Annotated in this window: 18 protein-coding genes; 13 read left to right on the forward strand and 5 right to left on the reverse strand. The window is 66.4% G+C overall.

Annotation, left to right across the window (positions count from 1 at the left end):
• The first annotated feature begins 46 nt into the window (after positions 1-46).
• The 3 genes from E1956_RS10050 to E1956_RS10060 all read left to right on the forward strand — a co-directional run bounded on the left by E1956_RS10050 (position 47) and on the right by E1956_RS10060 (position 2532).
• A complete protein-coding gene (locus tag E1956_RS10050; RefSeq protein WP_028204938.1) occupies positions 47-373 on the forward strand; it encodes a YbaB/EbfC family nucleoid-associated protein in 327 nt (108 codons plus the stop codon).
• A 200-nt stretch (positions 374-573) separates the two neighbouring features.
• On the forward strand, positions 574-1170 hold the full coding sequence (recR, locus tag E1956_RS10055) for a recombination mediator RecR (RefSeq protein WP_134748498.1): 597 nt from the start codon (positions 574-576) through the stop codon (positions 1168-1170).
• 102 nt (positions 1171-1272) lie between these two features.
• Positions 1273-2532, forward strand: coding sequence for a CaiB/BaiF CoA transferase family protein (locus E1956_RS10060; RefSeq protein WP_134748500.1), 1260 nt, complete (start codon positions 1273-1275; stop codon positions 2530-2532).
• Positions 2533-2627: 95 nt separating this feature from the next.
• Here the strand turns inward: E1956_RS10060 and E1956_RS10065 are convergent, their stop codons facing one another.
• Positions 2628-3599 carry an NADPH:quinone oxidoreductase family protein gene (locus tag E1956_RS10065; RefSeq protein WP_134748501.1) on the reverse strand — a complete coding sequence of 324 codons (972 nt, stop codon included), beginning with the start codon at positions 3597-3599 and terminating at the stop codon, positions 2628-2630.
• 334 nt (positions 3600-3933) lie between these two features.
• Between E1956_RS10065 and surE the strand changes: the two genes are divergently transcribed.
• The 5 genes from surE to E1956_RS10090 are packed head-to-tail and all read left to right on the forward strand — an operon-like array spanning position 3934 to position 8625.
• Positions 3934-4695: a 5'/3'-nucleotidase SurE gene (surE, locus tag E1956_RS10070; protein ID WP_134748503.1), complete on the forward strand. Its 762-nt coding sequence runs from the start codon at positions 3934-3936 to the stop codon at positions 4693-4695.
• On the forward strand, positions 4692-5822 hold the full coding sequence (locus E1956_RS10075) for a protein-L-isoaspartate(D-aspartate) O-methyltransferase (protein WP_134748505.1): 1131 nt from the start codon (positions 4692-4694) through the stop codon (positions 5820-5822). The genes surE and E1956_RS10075 overlap by 4 nt, the downstream gene beginning before the upstream one ends.
• 5 nt (positions 5823-5827) lie before the next feature.
• Positions 5828-6724: a peptidoglycan DD-metalloendopeptidase family protein gene (locus tag E1956_RS10080; protein ID WP_134748507.1), complete on the forward strand. Its 897-nt coding sequence runs from the start codon at positions 5828-5830 to the stop codon at positions 6722-6724.
• Positions 6725-6736: 12 nt separating this feature from the next.
• The gene (gene rpoS, locus E1956_RS10085) at positions 6737-7813 is read left to right on the forward strand and encodes an RNA polymerase sigma factor RpoS (protein WP_134748509.1); all 1077 of its coding nucleotides are present in this window, start codon (positions 6737-6739) and stop codon (positions 7811-7813) included.
• Positions 7814-7845: 32 nt separating this feature from the next.
• Positions 7846-8625 (forward strand): 3'-5' exonuclease, encoded by a 780-nt coding sequence (locus E1956_RS10090; protein WP_134748511.1) that lies wholly within the window; start codon positions 7846-7848, stop codon positions 8623-8625.
• 48 nt (positions 8626-8673) lie between these two features.
• Here E1956_RS10090 and E1956_RS10095 read toward each other — a convergent pair whose 3' ends face one another.
• The 3 genes from E1956_RS10095 to E1956_RS10105 form a co-directional block, all read right to left on the reverse strand.
• Positions 8674-9600: an endonuclease/exonuclease/phosphatase family protein gene (locus E1956_RS10095; protein WP_134748513.1), complete on the reverse strand. Its 927-nt coding sequence runs from the start codon at positions 9598-9600 to the stop codon at positions 8674-8676.
• Positions 9601-9681: 81 nt separating this feature from the next.
• Positions 9682-10029 (reverse strand): hypothetical protein, encoded by a 348-nt coding sequence (locus E1956_RS10100; protein WP_134748515.1) that lies wholly within the window; start codon positions 10027-10029, stop codon positions 9682-9684.
• 157 nt (positions 10030-10186) lie between these two features.
• The gene (locus E1956_RS10105) at positions 10187-10393 is read right to left on the reverse strand and encodes a hypothetical protein (RefSeq protein ID WP_134748517.1); all 207 of its coding nucleotides are present in this window, start codon (positions 10391-10393) and stop codon (positions 10187-10189) included.
• Between the two features lie 383 nt (positions 10394-10776).
• Between E1956_RS10105 and rlmD the strand changes: the two genes are divergently transcribed.
• The gene (gene rlmD / locus E1956_RS10110; protein ID WP_134750502.1) at positions 10777-12132 is read left to right on the forward strand and encodes a 23S rRNA (uracil(1939)-C(5))-methyltransferase RlmD; all 1356 of its coding nucleotides are present in this window, start codon (positions 10777-10779) and stop codon (positions 12130-12132) included.
• Positions 12133-12249: 117 nt separating this feature from the next.
• Here rlmD and E1956_RS10115 read toward each other — a convergent pair whose 3' ends face one another.
• Positions 12250-13089 (reverse strand): outer membrane protein assembly factor BamD, encoded by an 840-nt coding sequence (locus E1956_RS10115; RefSeq protein WP_335929915.1) that lies wholly within the window; start codon positions 13087-13089, stop codon positions 12250-12252.
• A gap of 98 nt (positions 13090-13187) precedes the next feature.
• Here E1956_RS10115 and E1956_RS10120 point away from each other — a divergent pair, with 98 nt between their 5' ends.
• The 4 genes from E1956_RS10120 (at position 13188) to E1956_RS10135 (ending at position 18977) form a co-directional block, all read left to right on the forward strand.
• On the forward strand, positions 13188-14444 hold the full coding sequence (locus tag E1956_RS10120; protein WP_134748521.1) for an RluA family pseudouridine synthase: 1257 nt from the start codon (positions 13188-13190) through the stop codon (positions 14442-14444).
• On the forward strand, positions 14441-15322 hold the full coding sequence (pgeF, locus tag E1956_RS10125; protein WP_134748523.1) for a peptidoglycan editing factor PgeF: 882 nt from the start codon (positions 14441-14443) through the stop codon (positions 15320-15322). The genes E1956_RS10120 and pgeF overlap by 4 nt, the downstream gene beginning before the upstream one ends.
• Positions 15323-15739: 417 nt before the next feature.
• Positions 15740-17677, forward strand: coding sequence for a class I poly(R)-hydroxyalkanoic acid synthase (gene phaC / locus E1956_RS10130; protein ID WP_197732782.1), 1938 nt, complete (start codon positions 15740-15742; stop codon positions 17675-17677).
• 118 nt (positions 17678-17795) lie between these two features.
• Positions 17796-18977, forward strand: coding sequence for an acetyl-CoA C-acetyltransferase (locus tag E1956_RS10135; RefSeq protein ID WP_134748527.1), 1182 nt, complete (start codon positions 17796-17798; stop codon positions 18975-18977).
• The last annotated feature ends 69 nt before the right edge of the window (positions 18978-19046 follow it).

Raw genomic sequence — 19046 nt, forward strand, 5'->3', positions numbered from 1 at the left:
GATTGAATCACTTACGAATCACACATGATCCAGAAGGAGCAGTGAAATGTTGAAAGGTCAACTCGCCGGGCTCATGAAGCAAGCCCAGCAGATGCAGGAAAACATGAAGAAGATGCAGGAGCAGCTTGCCCAGATCGAAGTCGAGGGTCAGGCGGGCGCCGGTCTCGTCAAGGTGACGATGACGTGCCGCAACGACGTGCGCCGCGTGTCGATCGATCCGAGCCTGCTCGCCGACGACAAGGACATGCTCGAAGACCTCGTCGCCGCTGCGTTCAACGACGCCGTGCGCAAGGCCGAAGCCACGTCGCAGGAAAAGATGGGCGGCATGACCGCCGGCCTGCCGCTGCCGCCGGGCTTCAAGATGCCGTTCTAAGCGAGGCGCGCCGCGCGGCCCGATGGGCTGCGCGCAGCCTCGTGCGCGGCGGTCCCCCAGTTTCTGCGAGGCTGCCGCGCAGGGTTCCGATGTCAGGCGCACCTGAGCGCGCGCGGTATCTGCGCGCGTGTTTTACTCTATCTGGCCATGTTCGGCCGCGCGCTGTCACGCTCGACTATGCATTGCCACGCTGAATTCGCATGAAACAACCTTCCGCCCTGGCGGCGCTCGTCGAGGCGCTGCGTGTGTTGCCCGGCGTCGGGCCGAAGTCGGCGCAGCGCATGGCCTATCACCTCATGCAGCACGATCGCGACGGCGCAGAAAAGCTCGGCCGCGCGCTCCTGTTCGCGACCGACCACCTGAAGCATTGCGATAAGTGCAACACCTTCACCGAAGCTCAGGTCTGCGAAACATGTCTCGACGAAGAGCGCGATCCCACGCTGCTGTGCGTCGTGGAGACGCCCGCCGACCAGATCATGCTCGAGCAGACCATGACCTGGCGCGGGCTGTATTTCGTGCTGATGGGCCATCTGAGTCCGCTCGACGGCATCGGCCCGAAAGAGATTCATTTCGACCGCCTCGTGAAGCGCGCCTCGGACGGCGTCGTCAAGGAAGTCGTGCTCGCAACCAACTTCACGAATGAAGGCGAGGCCACCGCGCATTACCTCGGCCAGGCGCTCAAGGCACGCGGCCTCGCCGTCACGCGCCTCGCGCGCGGCGTGCCGGTGGGCGGCGAGCTCGAATACGTCGACGCGGGCACCATCGCGCGCGCGATGCTCGACCGGCGCTCGATGTAGCCCCAGCCCCGCGTAGCAAGGCGGCGAGCGCGTGGCCGCTCGAGATCGACATGCAAGACGTGCGCCTTGTCGCGCAGCTTCGAAGAACATGAAAGGAGACCCATGAACGCAGCCCCTTTCCCTGAATCCGGCACGACAACCGGGACGGCCGGCCCGCTCGCGGGCGTGAAGGTGCTCGAGCTCGGCACGCTGATTGCGGGCCCGTTCGCGGCACGCTTTCTCGGCGAGTTCGGCGCCGAGGTCATCAAGATCGAAGACCCCAAGGGCGGCGATCCGCTGCGCAAGTGGCGCAAGCTCTATCCCGAAGTGGGCGGCACCTCGCTCTGGTGGGCGGTGCAGGCGCGCAACAAGAAGTCGGTGACGGTCAATCTCAAGGCCGAAGAAGGCAAGGAGATCGTGCGGCGCCTCGCGAAAGAGGCCGACATCGTCATCGAGAATTTCCGGCCCGGCCTGCTCGAAAAGCTCGGGCTCGGCTACGACGTGCTCTCGAAGGAGAACCCCGGGCTCGTGATGGTGCGGCTCTCGGGGTATGGCCAGACCGGCCCGTATCGCGACCGTCCGGGCTTTGGCGCCATCGCCGAGTCGATGGGCGGCCTGCGCCACATCACCGGCTATCCCGAGCTGCCGCCACCGCGCATCGGCATCTCGATCGGCGACTCGATTGCGGCGCTGCATGGCGTGATCGGCGCGATGATGGCGCTCCATCATCGCAACATGAACGGCGGCAGCGGCCAGATCGTCGACGTCGCGCTCTACGAGGCCGTGTTCAACATGATGGAGAGCGTGGTGCCCGAGTACGGCGTCTACGGCATGGTGCGCGAGCGCACCGGCGCCTCGCTGCCGGGCATCGTGCCGTCGAACACGTATCCGTGCCGCGACGGCAGCATCGTGATCGGCGGCAACAGCGACCCGATCTTCAAGCGTCTCATGACGGCGATCGAGCGCGACGATCTCGCCAACGATCCCGGCCTCGCGCACAACGACGGCCGCGTGCCGCGCACCGCGGAGATCGACGGCGCCATCGCGACGTGGCTTTCCACGCGCACCATCGACGAGGCGCTCGACGTGCTGAACGCCGCCGACGTGCCCGTGGGCCGCATCTACACGGTGGCCGACATGTTCACCGATCCGCAGTTCGCCGCGCGCCAGATGATCCAGCAGTTCCGCTGGCAGAAGAAGGATGCACCGGCGGGTGAGGGCGTCGATATCGCGCTGCCCGCGGTCACGCCCAAGCTCTCGGCGACGCCCGGCGACACGCGCTGGCTCGGCCCCGAACTGGGCGAGCATACCGACGAAGTCTTGCAGTCGCTCGGTTACGATGCGGAGCGCATCGCACAGTTGCACGCGCAACAAATCGTCTAGCGGTGCGTGCATTGCTTTTAGCGGTGAAGGCGTAAAAAAGGCTCGCGCGCTGCGAGCCTTTTTCATGTCTACGAGCGGTCGATGCCGCGCGCCGCTCAGGGCTCGATCACGATCTTGCCCGTCACCTTGCGCGAGGCCATGTCCTTGAGCGCTTGCGCGGTGTCCGCAAGCTTGTAGCGCTTCGAGACATAGGGCTTGAGCTTGCCTTCGCCGATCCAGCCCATCATTTCAGCAAACGCCGCCGCGTTGTGCTGCGGCTCGCGGCGCGCGAAATCGCCCCAGAACACGCCGACAATGCTTGCGCCCTTGAGCAGCGTGAGATTGAGCGGCAGCTTCGGAATCTCGCCGTTGGCGAAGCCGACCACGAGATAGCGCCCGCGCCAGCCGATGCTGCGGAACGCCGGTTCGGCATAGACGCCGCCCACCGGATCGTAGATCACATCGGGGCCCTTGCCGTCGGTGAGCGCCTTGATGCGCTCGCGCAGGTCCTCGGTGCTGTAGTTGATCGTGGCGTCGGCGCCGAAGCGGCGGCAGACCTCGAGCTTCTCGTCGCTCGATGCAGCCGCAATCACGCGCGCGCCGAGCACCTTGCCGATCTCCACGGCCGCCAGGCCCACGCCGCCCGCCGCGCCGAGCACGAGCATCGTCTCGCCGGCACGCAGCGCGGCACGGTCGACCACGGCGTGGTGCGAGGTGCCGTAAGCGAGCGTGAAGGCGGCCGCGGTGGCGAAGTCGGCGCCTTCGGGCAGCGGCACGCATGCGCCGGCCTCGGCAATTGCCTGCTCCGCGAACCCGCCATTGCCCACATAGGCGACCACGCGCGTGCCGGGCTTGAGCTTCACGCCATCGCCGACGGCGCGCACGATGCCCGCGACTTCGGCGCCGGGCGTGAAGGGCAGCGGCGGCTTGACCTGATACTTGTTCTCGATGATCAGGACGTCAGGAAAATTGACCGCGGCCGCCTTCACGTCAATCACCACCTGGCCCGCGCCGGGCACGAGTTCGGGCAGATCTTCGAGGGTGAGCGTGTCAGGTGGGCCGTACTGGTTGCAGCGGATTGCGCGCATTGTGTCTCCTGTCTTCCTGGTTGGTCGGTCATGGGTTCGGCACAGCGTTACAGTGTACGGCAATCCGGCGATATACGAACGACCGTACGTTTATTTTTCGTGGATCGCGTGGATCGATTGCGCATCGGGCCAGCAGGGTGCGGCAAGCGTATGCAAAGGGTGCGAAAAGGAGGCTGGACACGCAACAAAAACGCTACGAAAAGCGTTGCGAAATGCGCGGTGCGGGAGATCCCCGGCACGCCCCGGAATGCGCCGCACATCGGCCCACGCGCAGCGGCGCGGCCCGCACCGGCCTGTCGTTCGCCTGCCTTCTTTCCTCGGTTACAATCGGCGGATGCGAATACTACTCAGCAACGACGACGGCTATCTCGCGCCCGGCCTTGCTGCGCTCTACGAAGCGCTCAAGCCGCTCGGCGAGGTCACGGTGATGGCGCCCGAGCAGAACTGCAGCGCCGCTTCGAACTCGCTCACGCTGTGGCGACCGCTCTCGGTGCTGCGCTCGGCGAGCACGGGCTTCTACTACGTCAACGGCACGCCCACCGATTCGGTGCATATCGCGCTGACGGGCATGCTAGAGGAGAAGCCCGATCTGGTAGTGTCCGGCATCAACAACGGCCAGAACATGGGCGAGGACACGCTCTATTCGGGCACGGTCGCCGCGGCCACCGAAGGCATCATGTTCGGCGTGCCGGCCATTGCGTTTTCGCTCGTCGACAAAGACTGGGTGCACCTCGACTCCGCTGCGCGCGTGGCGGCCGATATCGTTGCGCATTACCTCGCGCATCCGTTGCCGGGCAGCCCGCTGCTCAACGTCAACATTCCGAACCTGCCGTACGACGAGTTCGGCGAATGGCGCGTCACGCGCCTCGGCAAACGCCATCCCTCGCAGCCCGTGATCCGCGACACCAATCCGCGCGGCGAGCCGATCTACTGGATCGGCCCCTCCGGCAGCGCGCGCGACGCGAGCGAGGGCACGGACTTTCATGCGGTGTCGAACGGCCACGTGTCGATTACGCCGCTGCAACTCGACCTGACGCATACGCAGATGTTGCCAGCGACGCACGAGTGGGTGCGTCAGGGCGGCAGCGCTTCATGACGGGCGAGCGCACGAAGCGTTTCCCGCTCGGCCTCGCCGATCTCGTGCGCGAGCCGCGACGCCACGACGGCCAGGATCGTCACGACACGCGCCTCGGCGAGGCGCGTGCGCCGCTTGGGCGCGCGGGCCAGCCCGGTGCATCGAAGCGCACGCCCAACCCCGTAGCGAAAGCTGCGCCCGCGAAAAGTCCGGGCGTGAAAGGGACGGCGGGCGCGGCCGGCTCCACGGCATCGGGTACGCATGTCGCAGGCAAGGCGGGCGGTATGCAAGCCGCAAAAGCACCCGGCGCGCTGCACGCCGCGGCGGCGCCGCTGCGCAAGTCCGATGCGCGTCGCGGCGATCCGGCGCCGCGCTCCACCTCGTCTTTTTCCGCTGCTGCAAAGCCTGCGCCCAAGGGCGCCCAGGCGCGGGGCGCCGTCAATGCCCGCGTGGGCACGGCGCCGAGCTCGGGCGCGCCGGGCGTCGCGCTGAACGGCGCGCATGCACTGACTTCGGAACGGGTTCGCGAACGCATGGTCGAACGCCTGCGTGCAAACGGCATTGCCGATCCGCGCGTGCTCCAGGCGCTCGCGGGTGTGCCGCGCCACATGTTCGTCGATCCGGGCCTCGCGACCCAGGCCTACGAAGATGCGGCGTTGCCGATCGGTCATCACCAGACCATCTCGAAGCCTTCGGTCGTCGCCCGCATGCTCGAACTCGCGGGCGCGGGCCGCAACCTCGAGCGCGTGCTCGAAATCGGCACGGGCTGCGGCTACCAGGCCGCCGTGCTGAGCCGGATTGCACGCGACGTGTATTCGATTGAACGCATCAAGCCGTTATACGAGCGCGCGAAGACGAACCTGCGCCCGCTGCGCATCCCGAACATCCGTTTGCACTATGGCGACGGACGGCTCGGCTTGCCGTCGGCGGCGCCGTTCGACGCGATCGTGATCGCCGCCGCCGGCTTCGACGTCCCGCAGGCGCTGCTCGAGCAGCTCGCCATCGGCGGACGGCTCGTCGCGCCGGTCGCCGAGCAGGACGAAGCGACCCAGGTGCTCACGCTCGTCGAGCGCACGGGCCCTACGCAGTGGCGGGAGTCGCGGCTTGATCGCGTTTTCTTTGTCCCCTTAAAATCCGGAGTGATTTGAAACCGATGAGTATGTTGCGCGCGATGCAAAGAAAACGTTTGAATATCGACCTGACCGCAGCCCGTAACGGTGCCTCGGTCATCGCGCTCTGTCTGCTGACGGCCTGCGCGACGCGCCTCGACAACGCGCCTGTCGTGGACCGCACCGCGCCGCTCGCGAGCGCGGGCGCGCAGCCGCAGGTGCCGCTCGGGCCGCCGCCTCCGGGATACTACCGGGTGAAGCCGGGCGACACTCTCTATAGGATTGCGCTCGAAAACGGTCAGAATTTCCGCGATATCGCTGCGTGGAACAATCTCACCAACCCGAATCAGATCGAGGTGGATCAGTTGCTGCGCGTGGTGCCGCCGGGGGCGAGCAATGGCGTGAATCCGCCGGGTGTTGTCACCGCAGCGGTGCCGGTGCCGGGCGTGGCAGCGCCGGGCGCGCAGACCGCAGTGCCGCCGATGTACGGTTCGGGCGCGGGCGCGACGGCGGTGCCGCCGGTCGCAGCCGTGCCTCCGCAGGCGAGCGGCGGCGACATGGCCGCGGCGCCCGGCAGCCTTGCGCTTTCGTGGCCGGTGCGTGGCCCGGTGCTCAACAGCTTCGACGATTCGAAAAACAAGGGCATCAATATTGGCGGTGCGGCCGGTGATTCGGTCAAGGCCGCTGCTGATGGCCGGGTGGTTTATGCCGGAAATGGGCTGCGCGGTTACGGCAATCTCATTATCATCAAGCATGACGCCACGTTTTTGACAGCGTACGCACACAACCGGGCTTTGATGGTAAAAGAGGGAGATGCGGTCACGAAGGGTCAGAAAATCGCCGAGATGGGCAACACTGACTCGGATCGTGTGATGCTGCATTTCGAAGTACGCCGCCAGGGCAAGCCCGTCGACCCACTGAAGTACTTGCCGCCGCAATAATGCGAGCCGACCATGCCGAAATCGAAGCGCCGTCTGCAGCAGTCCGAGTCTGACAGTCAAGCCGCCCAGGTTTCGGTGGAGGACGGCGCTCGGCAGGGCGACGACGAAGAACTCGAGAACACACGCGAGTTCGACGAGCGCGAGTCCGCGTCCGAAGAGGGCGGCCGCGAAACCGAAGAAACCGCGGAAGCGCCGTCCGACGCGGACGACTTCCGCGCGATCTTGCAGGCCGAGCTCACGGCCGACACCATCCAGCATTATCTGAACCGGATCAGCGTGAAGCCGCTGCTCACGGTCGAGGAGGAGCAGCGCTATTCGCGGCTCGCCAAGGCCGGCGAGTTCGAGGCGCGGCAAGTCATGATCGAGCGCAATCTGCGGCTCGTCGTCAGCATTGCGAAGGGCTATCTGAACCGTGGCGTGCCGCTGCTCGACCTGATCGAAGAAGGCAACCTCGGCCTGATGCATGCGATCGAGAAGTTCGATCCCACGCGCGGTTTCCGCTTTTCGACCTATGCCACCTGGTGGATCCGCCAGAGCATCGAGCGCGCGATCATGAACCAGGCGCGCACGGTGCGCCTGCCGGTGCACGTGATCCGCGAGCTCAACCAGGTGCTGCGCGCCAAGCGCCATCTGGAGAAGAATTCGCTCAATGCCGACTCGGCCTCCGACCGGCGCGACGCGAGTATCGACGATATCGCCTACCTCACCGGCAAGACGACCGAGGAGGTCACCGACATCCTCGCGCTCAACGAGCACACCGCGTCGCTCGACGCGCCGCTCGACCTCGATCCGGCGAGCAGCCTGCTCGATCTCCTGTCGGACGACCAGAGCCAGTCGCCCGATGCCGAAGTGCAGCACCGCGAGCTCGAGACGCTCACGCGCGCGTGGCTCGGCCGGCTTTCGGACAAGCATCGCCATGTCATCGAACGGCGCTTCGGGTTGAACCATATCGAGCCCGCCACGCTCGAAGAGCTGGCCGACGAGATGGGCCTCACCCGCGAGCGCGTGCGGCAGATCCAGCAGGAAGCGCTGGTGCGCCTCAAGCGCTTTTTCGCTTCGAACGGCGTGCGCAAGGACGCCGTTCTCTAAAACCTCGCTGCTCTTCTTTGCAGTTCACCTGAATGACAGTTCCTGTACTCGTATTCGACATCGAGACGATTCCCGATGTCGACGGCATTCGCCGTCTCGAAGATCTGCCCGCCTCGCTGACCGACGCCGAAGTGGCCGAGCACGCGTTCGCTGCGCGCCGCGAGAAAACCGGCAGCGATTTCCTGCCGCATCACCTGCAGCGCGTGGCCGCGATTTCCTGCGTGTTCCGCGATGGCCAGGGTTTTCGCGTGCGTTCGCTCGGCACGCCCGAGGACGGCGAAGCGAAGCTGATCGACTCGTTCTACCGCACCATCGAGAAGTACACGCCGCAGCTGGTCTCGTGGAACGGCGGCGGCTTCGACCTGCCGGTGCTGCACTATCGGGCGCTGGTGCATGGCATTCGTGCCGTGCGCTACTGGGAGATGGGCGAAGAGGACCGCGACTTCAAGTGGAACAACTACATCAGCCGCTACCACTCGCGCCACACCGACCTGATGGATTTGCTCGCGATGTATCAGGCGCGCGCCAACGCGCCGCTCGACGCGCTCGCGAAGCTGTGCGGCTTTCCAGGCAAGCTCGGGATGGATGGCGGGCACGTGTGGACGGCGTTCCAGCAGGGCCGCATCGAGGAAATCCGCAACTACTGCGAAACCGACGTGGTCAACACGTATCTGCTCTATTGCCGCTTCCAGAAGATGCGCGGCGGCTTCACCGAACGCGAATACGACGATGAGATCGAGTTCGTGAAGCAGTCGCTCGCGGCCGAGCCGGCGTCGCACTGGAAGGAATATCTGGAAGCGTTCGGCAATTGAGCGTGCGGGCGGTGCGGCGGCTGCATGCGCGCCTGCGCACGCGTGGCCTCAGTCCAGCTCCAGCACGATCGGCTGATGATCGGAGGCCTGGGTGGCGCCGTCGATCTCGCAGCGCTTGAGCCGGCCGCGCAAGTCCTCAGTCACGAACACGAAGTCGCAGGCAAGCGGCCCGTCGGACCATTGCTCCGTATCGTAGACACCTGCCGTGGGCGGCGGCGTCGCGCCGGGATGCAGCGCCGTCCAGGCATCGATGAACGGGGGACTACCGGCGAGCGGCTCGAGCATCCGCGTGTAAGCCGCGCTGCCGAACGCGCTGTTGAAATCTCCGCAGGCGATTGCGCTCACCGGCCGCGCCGTTCGTGCGAATGGTCCTTCGGCATTTTCTGCAGGGGCCGGGTGCACCGCGTGGTCGGCGGCTTCCTGTTGCAGTTGCCGCAGCGCATCGACTTGGGCGAGCCGCTGACGCTCGGAATAGAACTCCAGATGCGTCACGAGCACGCGCAATGCACCACCCGACGGCGTCGCGCCGGACACGTCGAGCACCGCTTCGAGCGCAACGCGCTGCATCGACGGCGCTGCAGGATCGGCGGGCCAGGGCAGCAGATGACGGAACACCTGGGCAACGGGCAGACGTGTGGCGATGGCATTGCCGAACTGGCGGCGCGGCGCGCGTCCCATGGCCGGCCTGCCCGGCGCAGCGGCCGGAGCGCCTGGAGCGGCCTGATCGGCGCACACATCGGCACCCAGATCGGCCCCGATCCCCTCGATCACCGTGAAGCCGGGCAGCAGCGCGGCCAGCTCGGCGAACTGATCGTCGCCGGGGCCGCCCGGCAGTGCGCGAAAGCCCCGGGTGACCTCCTGCAGGCACAGGACGTCGAAGTCGGCGAGGCGGCGTGCTTCGCGTACGGTGCGCGCGAGGTCCACGACACCCGAGGCGTCGCGCCCCCACTGCACGTTCCAGCTGACGAGTCTCATGACGTGCTCCGGCTCACGCAATATTGGGCGGCGATGGCGCCGGACTCCGGAGTGGCACCGCAAGTGCGGGCCGCGAGCGGGTTATCGACGCATGACCGCGTAGTCGGATGAATGATAGGTCAGGGCCGGCCCGGCCGCGGCGCGCACCACCGCGAGGTCGCATTTCGCGCGCGTGGTCGCCGCGACGGCGCGCTGCCTGAAATACACGGCGAAAGGCACGTCGCCATATTTTCCGAGCGCATACTGGAAGCATTCGTTGCCGTTTTCACCCAGCACGCGGTCGGGTGGGCCGATGCGTTTCATGACGTCGTTTTGCGTCATGCCTCGGGTGACGGAGGAAATCGTCACGTCCGGCTCGGGCGTCGGCGACGAGCAGGCGCTCACGCCGAGGGCGGCTGCGACAAGCGTCGCGTAAAGCAGTTTGTTCATGTCGAATCTGAAGATCATGATGGGTGCGCTATCTGTACGTCCTCGGCGCGAAGCTTCCTATCGGACTCGTCCCAAATCCGCGTGCCTGGCAATCCGGAGCGTCCGCTGCGTTCGCAGCGCGACGCATGGTGGACCGGATGCCGTGCGGGCGTGCCGGTCAATCGAAGAAAAAGCGCACGGCGAGGTAGAGCAGGCCGATCATCAGCACAGGGCTGCCCAGCATGGCTGCGGCAACGAGGTACGCGTCGCGTTGCGCGGCGGCGCGGCGCGGCAGCGCTTCCAGCAAGGGCGCGAGCAAAAGAACCGCCGCGCAAAGCATGGCGAGAGAGATCGCAAAACCGTAAGCGGAGATGAGCGTGTCCATGATGTCGGGTCTCGGGCGCGGGCCTCATATGGCACGTCGCTGAAACCATCGTACGGACGGGGGCTCGCGTCGAATATCGGACGAGTTTGAAAGTGCCGGGCGCGCATCCCGCCGATTCGATTCGCCTGCGCCGCGACGCGCACGAGCGCCTGCGTAGTGGCCCGCACCACGGCACACGTAGGGGAGCCGACGCCGAATCGACTACAATCTCGCCTTCGCCTGAAAAATTCACCCCACTGTCTGTCAGGAACCCGCTGGTGTCCCAAGCTGCCCCCGACCCTCAAACCGAAACCGTCCACGCCGCATCCGCCGCCGCTGCGGCTACGCCCGCGCCCGCGAAGAAGCTCAGCAAGCGCGAGCGCCGCGCCGAGAAGCGCGCCGCCATGGAAGCCTCGGTTGCTCATGCCCCGATTCTGGAAATCGAGTCCCTCGACATGGAGGCGCGGGGCGTCGGCCGCACCGTCACCGAAACGGGCGAGCCCGGCAAAGTGATCTTCGTCGAGGGCGCGCTGCCGGGCGAGCGCGTCACTTATTTGAGCTACCGCAAGAAGCCGAGCTTCGAGCAGGCCCAGGTCGTGAACGTGCTGCGCGAGGCCGCAATCCGCACGCGGCCACAGTGCGCGTTTTTCGGCACCTGTGGCGGCTGCTCGATGCAGCATCTGGACGTGCGCGCCCAGATCGCCGTCAAGCAGCGCGTGCTCGAAGACAACCTCATGCATCTCTCGAAGGTGCGTGCCGAAACGATGTTCCGGCCGATCCACGGGCCGTCGTGGGGCTATCGCTATCGTGCGCGTCTGACCGTGCGCAATGTGCCGAAGAAGGGTGGCGTGCTGGTGGGCTTCCACGAGCGCAAGAGCAGCTATGTCGCCGACATGACGAGCTGCGAGGTCCTGCCGCCCGAGGTGTCGGCCATGCTCGTGCCGCTGCGCCGGCTGGTCGAGGCGCTGTCGATTTGCGAGCGCATGCCGCAGATCGAGCTCGCCGTCGGGGCGAGCGTCACGGCGCTCGTGTTGCGCATTCTCGAGCCGCTCACCGCCGCCGACGAAGACTTGCTGCGCGCCTTTGCCGATGAGCACAACGTGCAGTTCTGGCTGCAGCCGAAGGGCCCGGACACGGTGTTCCCGTTCTATCCGCTCGACAAGGCGCTCGACTACACGCTGCCCGAGTTCAATATCCGCATGCCGTTCAAGCCGACGGATTTCACTCAGGTCAATCATCAGATCAACCGCGTGCTCGTGGGCCGCGCGCTGCGCCTGCTCGCGCCCGAGCCGGGCGACCGCGTGCTCGACCTGTTCTGCGGCATCGGCAACTTCACGCTGCCGCTCGCGCGGCTCGCGCGCGAGGTGGTGGGCATCGAGGGCAGCGACACGCTGACGGCGCGTGCGCTCGAAAACGCGCGTGCCAACGGCGTGGACAGCCATACGTCGTTTGCGTGCCGCAACCTGTTCGAAGTCACCGCCGACGACATCCGCGCGCTCGGCCACTTCGACAAGTTCCTCGTCGATCCGCCGCGCGAGGGCGCGCTCGCGGTGTCGCAGGCGCTGGCCGAGATAGCCAAGAGCGGGGACGGTCCGTTGCCCAAACGCATCGTCTATGTGTCGTGCAGCCCGGCGACGCTCGCCCGCGACGCGGGCGTGCTCGTGAACGAAGCCGGCTACCGGCTCAAGGGCGCGGGCGTGGTCAACATGTTCCCGCACACCTCGCACGTGGAGTCGATCGCGCTGTTCGAGCGCGACTGAGCGAAGGCGGCGCGCCTCGCGCGCGCCGCGGTTCCGCTCGCCGCCGGATGCCCGACGGCGGTAAAAAAAACGCCACGGAGATCCGTGGCGTTTTTCTTTAACGGGCCGAAGCGGCGATCACCAGATCTGCCACCACGACTTGTTCTCCTTGCCGGGGCGTGCGTGGCCCGTGATGTACGGGCTGTCCGGGAAGGTGGCGGCGAGCACGCGGCGGGTATCGTCGGCCATCTGCGGCTGATTCAGCTTCTGATACGACAGAATCATGATGTGCAGGGCGTCTTCGATCGCCGGTGCGCTCTTGTAGTCCTGAATTGCCAGTTGCGCGCGGTTGATCGCGGCCACATAGGCGCCGCGACGGTAGTAGTAGTCGGCGGCGTGCACTTCGTGCGAGGCAAGCGCGTTCACGATATAGCGCATGCGCTGCGCTGCGTCGGGCGCGTACTTGCTTTGCGGATACTTGTCCACGACGACCTTGAACGCGTCATACGACTCGCGCAGCGACTTCGGATCGCGCTCGCTCATGTCCTGGCCCGAGAAGCGGCCGAACAGACCGAGGTCGTCGTTGAAGTGGATCATGCCCTTCAGGTAATACGCGTAGGCGATGTCCGGATGATCCGGGTGCAGCTGGATGAAGCGGTTGATCGCCGTGTCGGCGGCGTCATTCTCGTTATCCTTCCAGTTGCAGTAGGCGACGTTGATCTGCGCCTGCTGGGCAAAGTGGCCGAACGGGTCGCGGCCTTCGAGCTGCTCGAAGTATTTCGCGCACTTGCCCCAGTCGCCGCCGGAGAGCGCGTCCTGGGCCTCCGTATATAATTTGTTGTTGTTCCACGTTGCCGTTTCGTCGGTCTTTTCCGGCAGGCCGTGGCAGGCCGCAACCGCCGCAAGTGCGGCGCCGCAAGCGGCAATGCGAATAATGTTGCCAATCTTGCCGAGTGTCAGCGCTTGTGCCGCGCGCATTGCGTTTCGGGCCACTGCAATTTGGGCCAGTTTCGTAATCGTGTTCAAGGCTCGCATTTATCCAGTCCAGCTACAGGTCCACAGGTGACCCAGACTCAATGACCCGTTCAGTTATTCCGGGGGCCGGCGCTCCCGGCGCCCAAAACAGCATCAGCGATTATAGCCTGGGCGAAGTGCCCGATGACGCAGCCGCCAGTGATGCGCTCGATGACGACCTCATTGGCGAGGCGAGCGCCGCTGCGCCGCGCACGCGCCGCGCCCAGCAAGAGCAGGAAGCCCGTCGCGCCGAGGTGCCCGACGAGCTGGCCGGCGAGCGTCTCGACAAGGTGCTCGCCAAAGTCTTTCCCGAATTTTCGCGTAACCGCCTGCAAGGCTGGATCGAGGCGCAGCGCGTGCATGTCGACGGCAAGCCCGCCAAGGTGCGCCAGCCGGTGCCGCTTGGCGCCGTGATCGAGCTCGTGCCCGACCTGCTGCCCGAGCAGCTCGCGTTCACGCCCGAACCGGTGCCACTCGACGTCATCTACGAAGACGACGCCATCGTCGTCATCAACAAGCCTGCCGGGCTCGTCGTGCATCCGGCCGCCGGCAACTGGAGCGGCACGATCCTGAACGGGCTGCTGCATCGCTACGGCGAGGCGGCCGCGGGCCTGCCGCGCGCCGGCATCGTGCACCGGCTCGACAAGGAGACCTCCGGGCTGATGGTGGTCGCGCGCACGCTCGAGGCGCAGACCGATCTCGTGCGCCAGTTGCAGGCGCGCACGGTGAAGCGGCGCTATCTCGCGCTCGTCTGGGGCAACGTGCCCGATGACGGCACGATCGACGCGCCCATCGGCCGCGACCCGCGTGAGCGCACGCGCATGGCGGTCGTGAAGGGCGCCTCGGGCAAGCCCGCGCGCACCCATTTCCGGCGCGTCGACAAGACGCTTTGGCATAACCAGCCCGTGAGCGCGATTCATTGCGACCTGGAGACGGGGCGCACGCACCAGATTCGCGTTCATTGCGCGGCCATCGGCCATCCGCTGCTCGGCGACCCCGTCTACGGGCACGCGCGCGGCAAGCGCTCGGTTGCGGCGCTGCCCGACGGCTTCTCGCGTCAGGCGCTGCATGCCTGGCGCCTCGGCCTGATCCATCCGGTCACGGGCCGCGCGATGCAGTGGCGCGCCGAGGTTCCCGACGACATGGATGCGCTCATCGCCGCGCTCGGCTTCGGCCGCGAAGAAGAGGATGAGCACGGCTTCGACGACGAGGTCTTCGATAGCGCGTACTCGGACGAGGGCTACGTCATCGGCAGCGACGAAGACGACTACGACGAAGAAGACGACGAGGACGAAGGCGAAGAGGACCCGCGCGCATGACGACCTGCCCCGAACTGACTTCCACCGATTTGCTGCACCCGGACTGGACTGTGTCGCCGCGCGTGCGCGCGATCGTGACGACGCGCAATGGCGGCGTGAGCGCGCCGCCATTCGGCCGCTGGCAGGCGAAGGCGGCGCACCCGGCGCACGACGGCGGCGTGGAGCTGCCATGCGGCTTGAACCTCGGCCGGTCGTCCGGCGACGATCTCGAGCACGTCGAGGCCAATCGGGCGCGCTTGCTCGCCCATGCGGGCGTGCCCGCTGCGTGGCTGAAGCAGGTCCACGGGCCGGTGGTAGTGGACGCGGCCGTCGCGCTCGAGGCCGCGCGCGCGGGCACGCTGCTCGAAGCCGACGCGAGCGTGACGGACCAGCCCGGCATCGCCTGCACGGTGATGGTCGCCGACTGCATGCCCGTGCTGCTCTGCGACGGCGCCGGCCGGGCCGTTGGCGCCGCGCACGCGGGATGGCGCGGCCTCGCTGCCGGTGTCATCGAGAAAACCGCGCAGCGCGTGGCCGAACTGGCGGGCTGCGCCGCGAGCGAGTTGCACGCGTACCTCGGGCCGGCGATCGGCCCGCAGGCGTTCGAAGTGGGTGATGACGTGCGAGACGCGTTCATGGATCACGCGCAGATGGCCGGCGGCGCGCAACGCGACGCGCGGCTCGCCGACACGGCTGCCGCGTTCGTGCCGCGCCCCGAAGCGCCGGGCAAATATCTCGCCGACCTCGGCCAGCTTGCGCGCCTGCGTCTTGCCGAAATTGGCGTGAGGCATGTGAGCGGCGGGGAACTGTGCACGTTCACGGATCGCGAACGCTTCTACTCGTATCGCCGCGAACGCGTGACGGGGCGCATGGCCGCGCTGATCTGGCTCGCGCCCTGAGATTTCCGCTCGCGCCGTTTTGGCACTGCAAACGCTGATTTGACGGCGCGGTGCGCCGCGTTTTTGCTGCGCTGCAACGTCGGCGCGAAGCGCGGCGTTTCGCGCAGCGCGAATCGAATGGGCGATTTGCGCATTGCACTGCAAGCACCTGCGGGCATGGCACTTTTTCTAAAGCTGTCATGCGCCGCACATTGTGTCGGCCAATTTAAGAATGGCTTACATCGGGAAAACGATAATAAAAAAAATATCGCAGTGCGGCAAAATCGGGCACAAGCATTGACACGCTTTGCCGTGGGGAGCAAGAATGTCCCTCACCCACGGGACAGGACGCGACAAGGCACACGCCAGTAGAGTGCGCCGCGTGCGGACCACCTGCCTCTCAACCAGTCCTTCGGGACACATCGGTCAAAAGCAGGCATGACGGCATCTCAACGTTCCTCGACAACCCCGGGCGCGGGCGCTTCAACCGACGGTGCACAGTCTTTCGTTCCGAAATTCACACCGGACGCCGCTGGCATGCAACAGATGCTCGATACATGGACTCAGGCATGGCGCAACGCCATGAACGCCGCGCAACAATCGGGCGTGCAACCTTGGGGCCAGGCGGCGGGGCAACCCGGCGCGTTCTGGCCCGGCGCGGCAAACGGTGCCGCCAACGCTGCGTCCAATCCCGCTCAGGCAGCGTTCAGTGCGGCGATGAATCCCGCCGCGATGAGCTCGGCCTTCGGCGCATTGGAGGCGTTCAAGCTTCCTGCGGCCTCGATCGAGCCCGCGCGGCTGCAGCACCTGCAAGCCGATTATTCGCGCGAGGCACTCGATCTGTTGCGCGAGGCGTCCGTCGCTTCGCCCAAGGCACCCGAGCTCAAGGACCGCCGCTTCAGCGCGGACGCATGGAAGGCCACGCCGGCCTATGCGTTCACGGCGGCGTGGTACCTGCTCAACGCGCGTTATCTGCACGAAATGGTCGACGCCATCGAGACCGATGCGAAAACGCGCGAGCGCATCCGCTTTGCGGTCCAGCAATGGACGGCGGCTGCGTCGCCCAGCAATTTCCTGGCCCTCAATCCCGAGGCGCAGCACGCGTTGCTGGAGAGCCATGGCGAAAGCCTGCGCCAGGGCGTGATGAATCTGCTCGGCGACATGTCGCGCGGCAAGATCTCGCAAACCGACGAGTCGCGCTTCGTGGTGGGCCACAACCTCGCGACCACCGAAGGCTCGGTGGTGTTCGAGAACGCGCTGTTCCAGCTCATCCAGTACAAGCCGACCACGGCAACCGTGCGCGAGCGGCCGCTGCTGATCGTGCCGCCGTGCATCAACAAGTACTACATCCTCGACCTGCAGCCCGAGAATTCGCTCGTCGCGTACGCGCTGGAGCAAGGGCAGCAGGTGTTCCTCGTCTCCTGGCACAACGGCGACGCGTCGATTGCCCATAAGGGCTGGGACGACTACGTCGAGGAAGGCGTGCTGACCGCCATCGAGACGGTGCGCAGCATCAGTGAGCGCGAGCAGATCAACACGCTCGGCTTCTGCGTGGGCGGCACGCTGCTCGCTACGGCGCTGGCCGTCGCGGCCGCGCGCGGCGAGCATCCCGCTTCGTCGATGACGCTCCTCACGGCCATGCTCGACTTTTCCGACACGGGCGTGCTTGACGTGTTCGTCGACGAGGCCCACGTGCAGATGCGCGAGCAGACCATCGGCGGCAAGAACGGTGGGACGCCGGGCCTGATGCGCGGCGTCGAGTTCGCGAACACGTTCTCGTTCCTGCGCCCGAACGATCTGGTCTGGAACTACGTCGTCGACAATTACCTCAAGGGCCGCACGCCCGCGGCGTTCGATCTGCTCTACTGGAACAGCGACTCGACGAGCCTGCCGGGCCCGATGTATGCATGGTATCTGCGCAATACCTATCTCGAGAACAAGCTGCGCGAGCCGGGCGCGCTCACCGTGTGCGGCGAGGAAGTCGACCTCTCGCGCATCGACGTGCCCACCTTCATCTACGGCTCGCGCGAGGACCACATCGTGCCGTGGCGCACCGCCTATGCCTCGGTGCCGCTGCTCTCGGGGCCGCTCAAGTTCGTGCTGGGCGCGTCGGGGCATATCGCCGGCGTGATCAATCCGGCTTCGAAGAACAAGCGCAGCTACTGGAGTGTCGAAGCCGATGCGAAGCATCTGCCCGAGGAGGCCGACGACTGGTTCGCCGGAGCCGCGGAAAAGCCGGGCAGCTGGTGGCCGACCTGGGCCGAGTGGCTCGACCAGTTCGGCGGCAAGAAGGTGAAGCCGCGCGCGCAGGCGGGCTCGGCGGAGTTTCCCGAGATCGAACCCGCGCCAGGGCGCTACGTGCAGCAGCGCGAGTGAAGTGGATCGAATCGGTTTGAAGCGCACGCCGCGGATGGCGTGGCGATGCGTAGTGAAGGGTTTTTAACGTGACGGGAAGGGGAGTCTCGCAACTTCCCGCTGCCCGGAGGAACTGAAAATGACAGATATCGTGATCGTTTCGGCTGCGCGTACCGCGGTCGGCAAATTCGGCGGAACGCTTGCGAAGATTGCGGCGCCCGATCTGGGCGCGCTGGTCATCAAGGCTGCGCTGGAGCGTGCGGGCGTGAAGCCCGAGCAGGTGAGCGACGTGATCATGGGGCAGGTGCTGACCGCGGGTTCGGGCCAGAACGTTGCGCGCCAGGCGTCGATCAAGGCGGGGCTGCCCACGGCCGTGCCCGCGATGACGATCAACAAGGTCTGCGGCTCGGGCCTGAAGGCCGTGATGCTCGCGGCCAACGCGATCATTGCGGGCGACTCGGATATCGTCGTGGCCGGCGGCCAGGAGAACATGAGCGCGGCGCCGCATGTGCTGCCGGGCTCGCGCGACGGCTTCCGCATGGGCGATGCGAAGCTCATCGACAGCATGATCGTCGACGGCCTGTGGGACGTCTATAACCAGTACCACATGGGCGTGACAGCGGAGAACGTGGCGAAGGAATACGGCATCACGCGCGAAGAGCAGGACGCGTTTGCGGCGCTTTCGCAGAACAAGGCGGAAGCCGCGCAGAAGGCGGGCCGCTTCGACGCGGAAATCGTGCCGGTGGCGATTCCGCAGCGCAAGGGTGAGCCGCTCCTCTTCAACACCGACGAATTCGTGCGCCATGGCGTGACGGCGGAGTCGCTCGCGGGCCTGAAGCCGGCGTTCTCGAAGGAAGGCACGGTGACGGCGGCGAACGCCTCGGGCCTGAACGACGGCGCGGCGGCCGTGGTGGTGATGTCGGCGAAGAAGGCCGAGGCGCTGGGCCTCACGCCGCTCGCGCGCATCAAGGCCTACGCGGCCGGCGGCGTGGACCCGAAGGTGATGGGCATGGGCCCGGTGCCGGCGTCGAAGCGCTGTCTCGAGCGCGCGGGCTGGTCGACGAGCGACCTCGATCTCATGGAGATCAACGAGGCGTTCGCGGCGCAGGCGCTGGCCGTGAACAAGCAGATGGGCTGGGACACGTCGAAGATCAACGTGAACGGCGGCGCGATTGCAATCGGTCACCCGATTGGCGCATCGGGCTGCCGCATTCTGGTGACGCTGCTGCACGAGATGCAGCGCCGCGACGCGAAGCGCGGTCTCGCCTCGCTGTGCATCGGCGGCGGCATGGGCGTGGCGCTTGCGGTGGAGCGCGCCTGAGTAGTTAGAGACTGAGCGCCGGATGCTCGCTCAGACGGCGGATCGTACGCGGTCCGCGCGCGCGCGGGC

Source organism: Paraburkholderia pallida, assembly GCF_004524855.1.
Taxonomy (GTDB): domain Bacteria; phylum Pseudomonadota; class Gammaproteobacteria; order Burkholderiales; family Burkholderiaceae; genus Paraburkholderia; species Paraburkholderia oxyphila.

Coding starts and splice junctions, on each gene's coding strand:
- E1956_RS10100 (WP_134748515.1), bottom strand. CDS start 10,029: ATGAACAAACTGCTTTACGCGACGCTTGTCGCAGCCGCCCTCGGCGTG.
- E1956_RS10105 (WP_134748517.1), bottom strand. CDS start 10,393: ATGGACACGCTCATCTCCGCTTACGGTTTTGCGATCTCTCTCGCCATG.
- recR (WP_134748498.1), top strand. CDS start 574: ATGAAACAACCTTCCGCCCTGGCGGCGCTCGTCGAGGCGCTGCGTGTG.
- rlmD (WP_134750502.1), top strand. CDS start 10,777: ATGGAAGCCTCGGTTGCTCATGCCCCGATTCTGGAAATCGAGTCCCTC.
- E1956_RS10065 (WP_134748501.1), bottom strand. CDS start 3,599: ATGCGCGCAATCCGCTGCAACCAGTACGGCCCACCTGACACGCTCACC.
- E1956_RS10080 (WP_134748507.1), top strand. CDS start 5,828: ATGAGTATGTTGCGCGCGATGCAAAGAAAACGTTTGAATATCGACCTG.
- E1956_RS10060 (WP_134748500.1), top strand. CDS start 1,273: ATGAACGCAGCCCCTTTCCCTGAATCCGGCACGACAACCGGGACGGCC.
- E1956_RS10050 (WP_028204938.1), top strand. CDS start 47: ATGTTGAAAGGTCAACTCGCCGGGCTCATGAAGCAAGCCCAGCAGATG.
- E1956_RS10090 (WP_134748511.1), top strand. CDS start 7,846: ATGACAGTTCCTGTACTCGTATTCGACATCGAGACGATTCCCGATGTC.
- E1956_RS10120 (WP_134748521.1), top strand. CDS start 13,188: ATGACCCGTTCAGTTATTCCGGGGGCCGGCGCTCCCGGCGCCCAAAAC.
- surE (WP_134748503.1), top strand. CDS start 3,934: ATGCGAATACTACTCAGCAACGACGACGGCTATCTCGCGCCCGGCCTT.
- E1956_RS10115 (WP_335929915.1), bottom strand. CDS start 13,089: ATGCGCGCGGCACAAGCGCTGACACTCGGCAAGATTGGCAACATTATT.
- E1956_RS10075 (WP_134748505.1), top strand. CDS start 4,692: ATGACGGGCGAGCGCACGAAGCGTTTCCCGCTCGGCCTCGCCGATCTC.
- E1956_RS10135 (WP_134748527.1), top strand. CDS start 17,796: ATGACAGATATCGTGATCGTTTCGGCTGCGCGTACCGCGGTCGGCAAA.
- rpoS (WP_134748509.1), top strand. CDS start 6,737: ATGCCGAAATCGAAGCGCCGTCTGCAGCAGTCCGAGTCTGACAGTCAA.
- pgeF (WP_134748523.1), top strand. CDS start 14,441: ATGACGACCTGCCCCGAACTGACTTCCACCGATTTGCTGCACCCGGAC.
- phaC (WP_197732782.1), top strand. CDS start 15,740: ATGACGGCATCTCAACGTTCCTCGACAACCCCGGGCGCGGGCGCTTCA.
- E1956_RS10095 (WP_134748513.1), bottom strand. CDS start 9,600: ATGAGACTCGTCAGCTGGAACGTGCAGTGGGGGCGCGACGCCTCGGGT.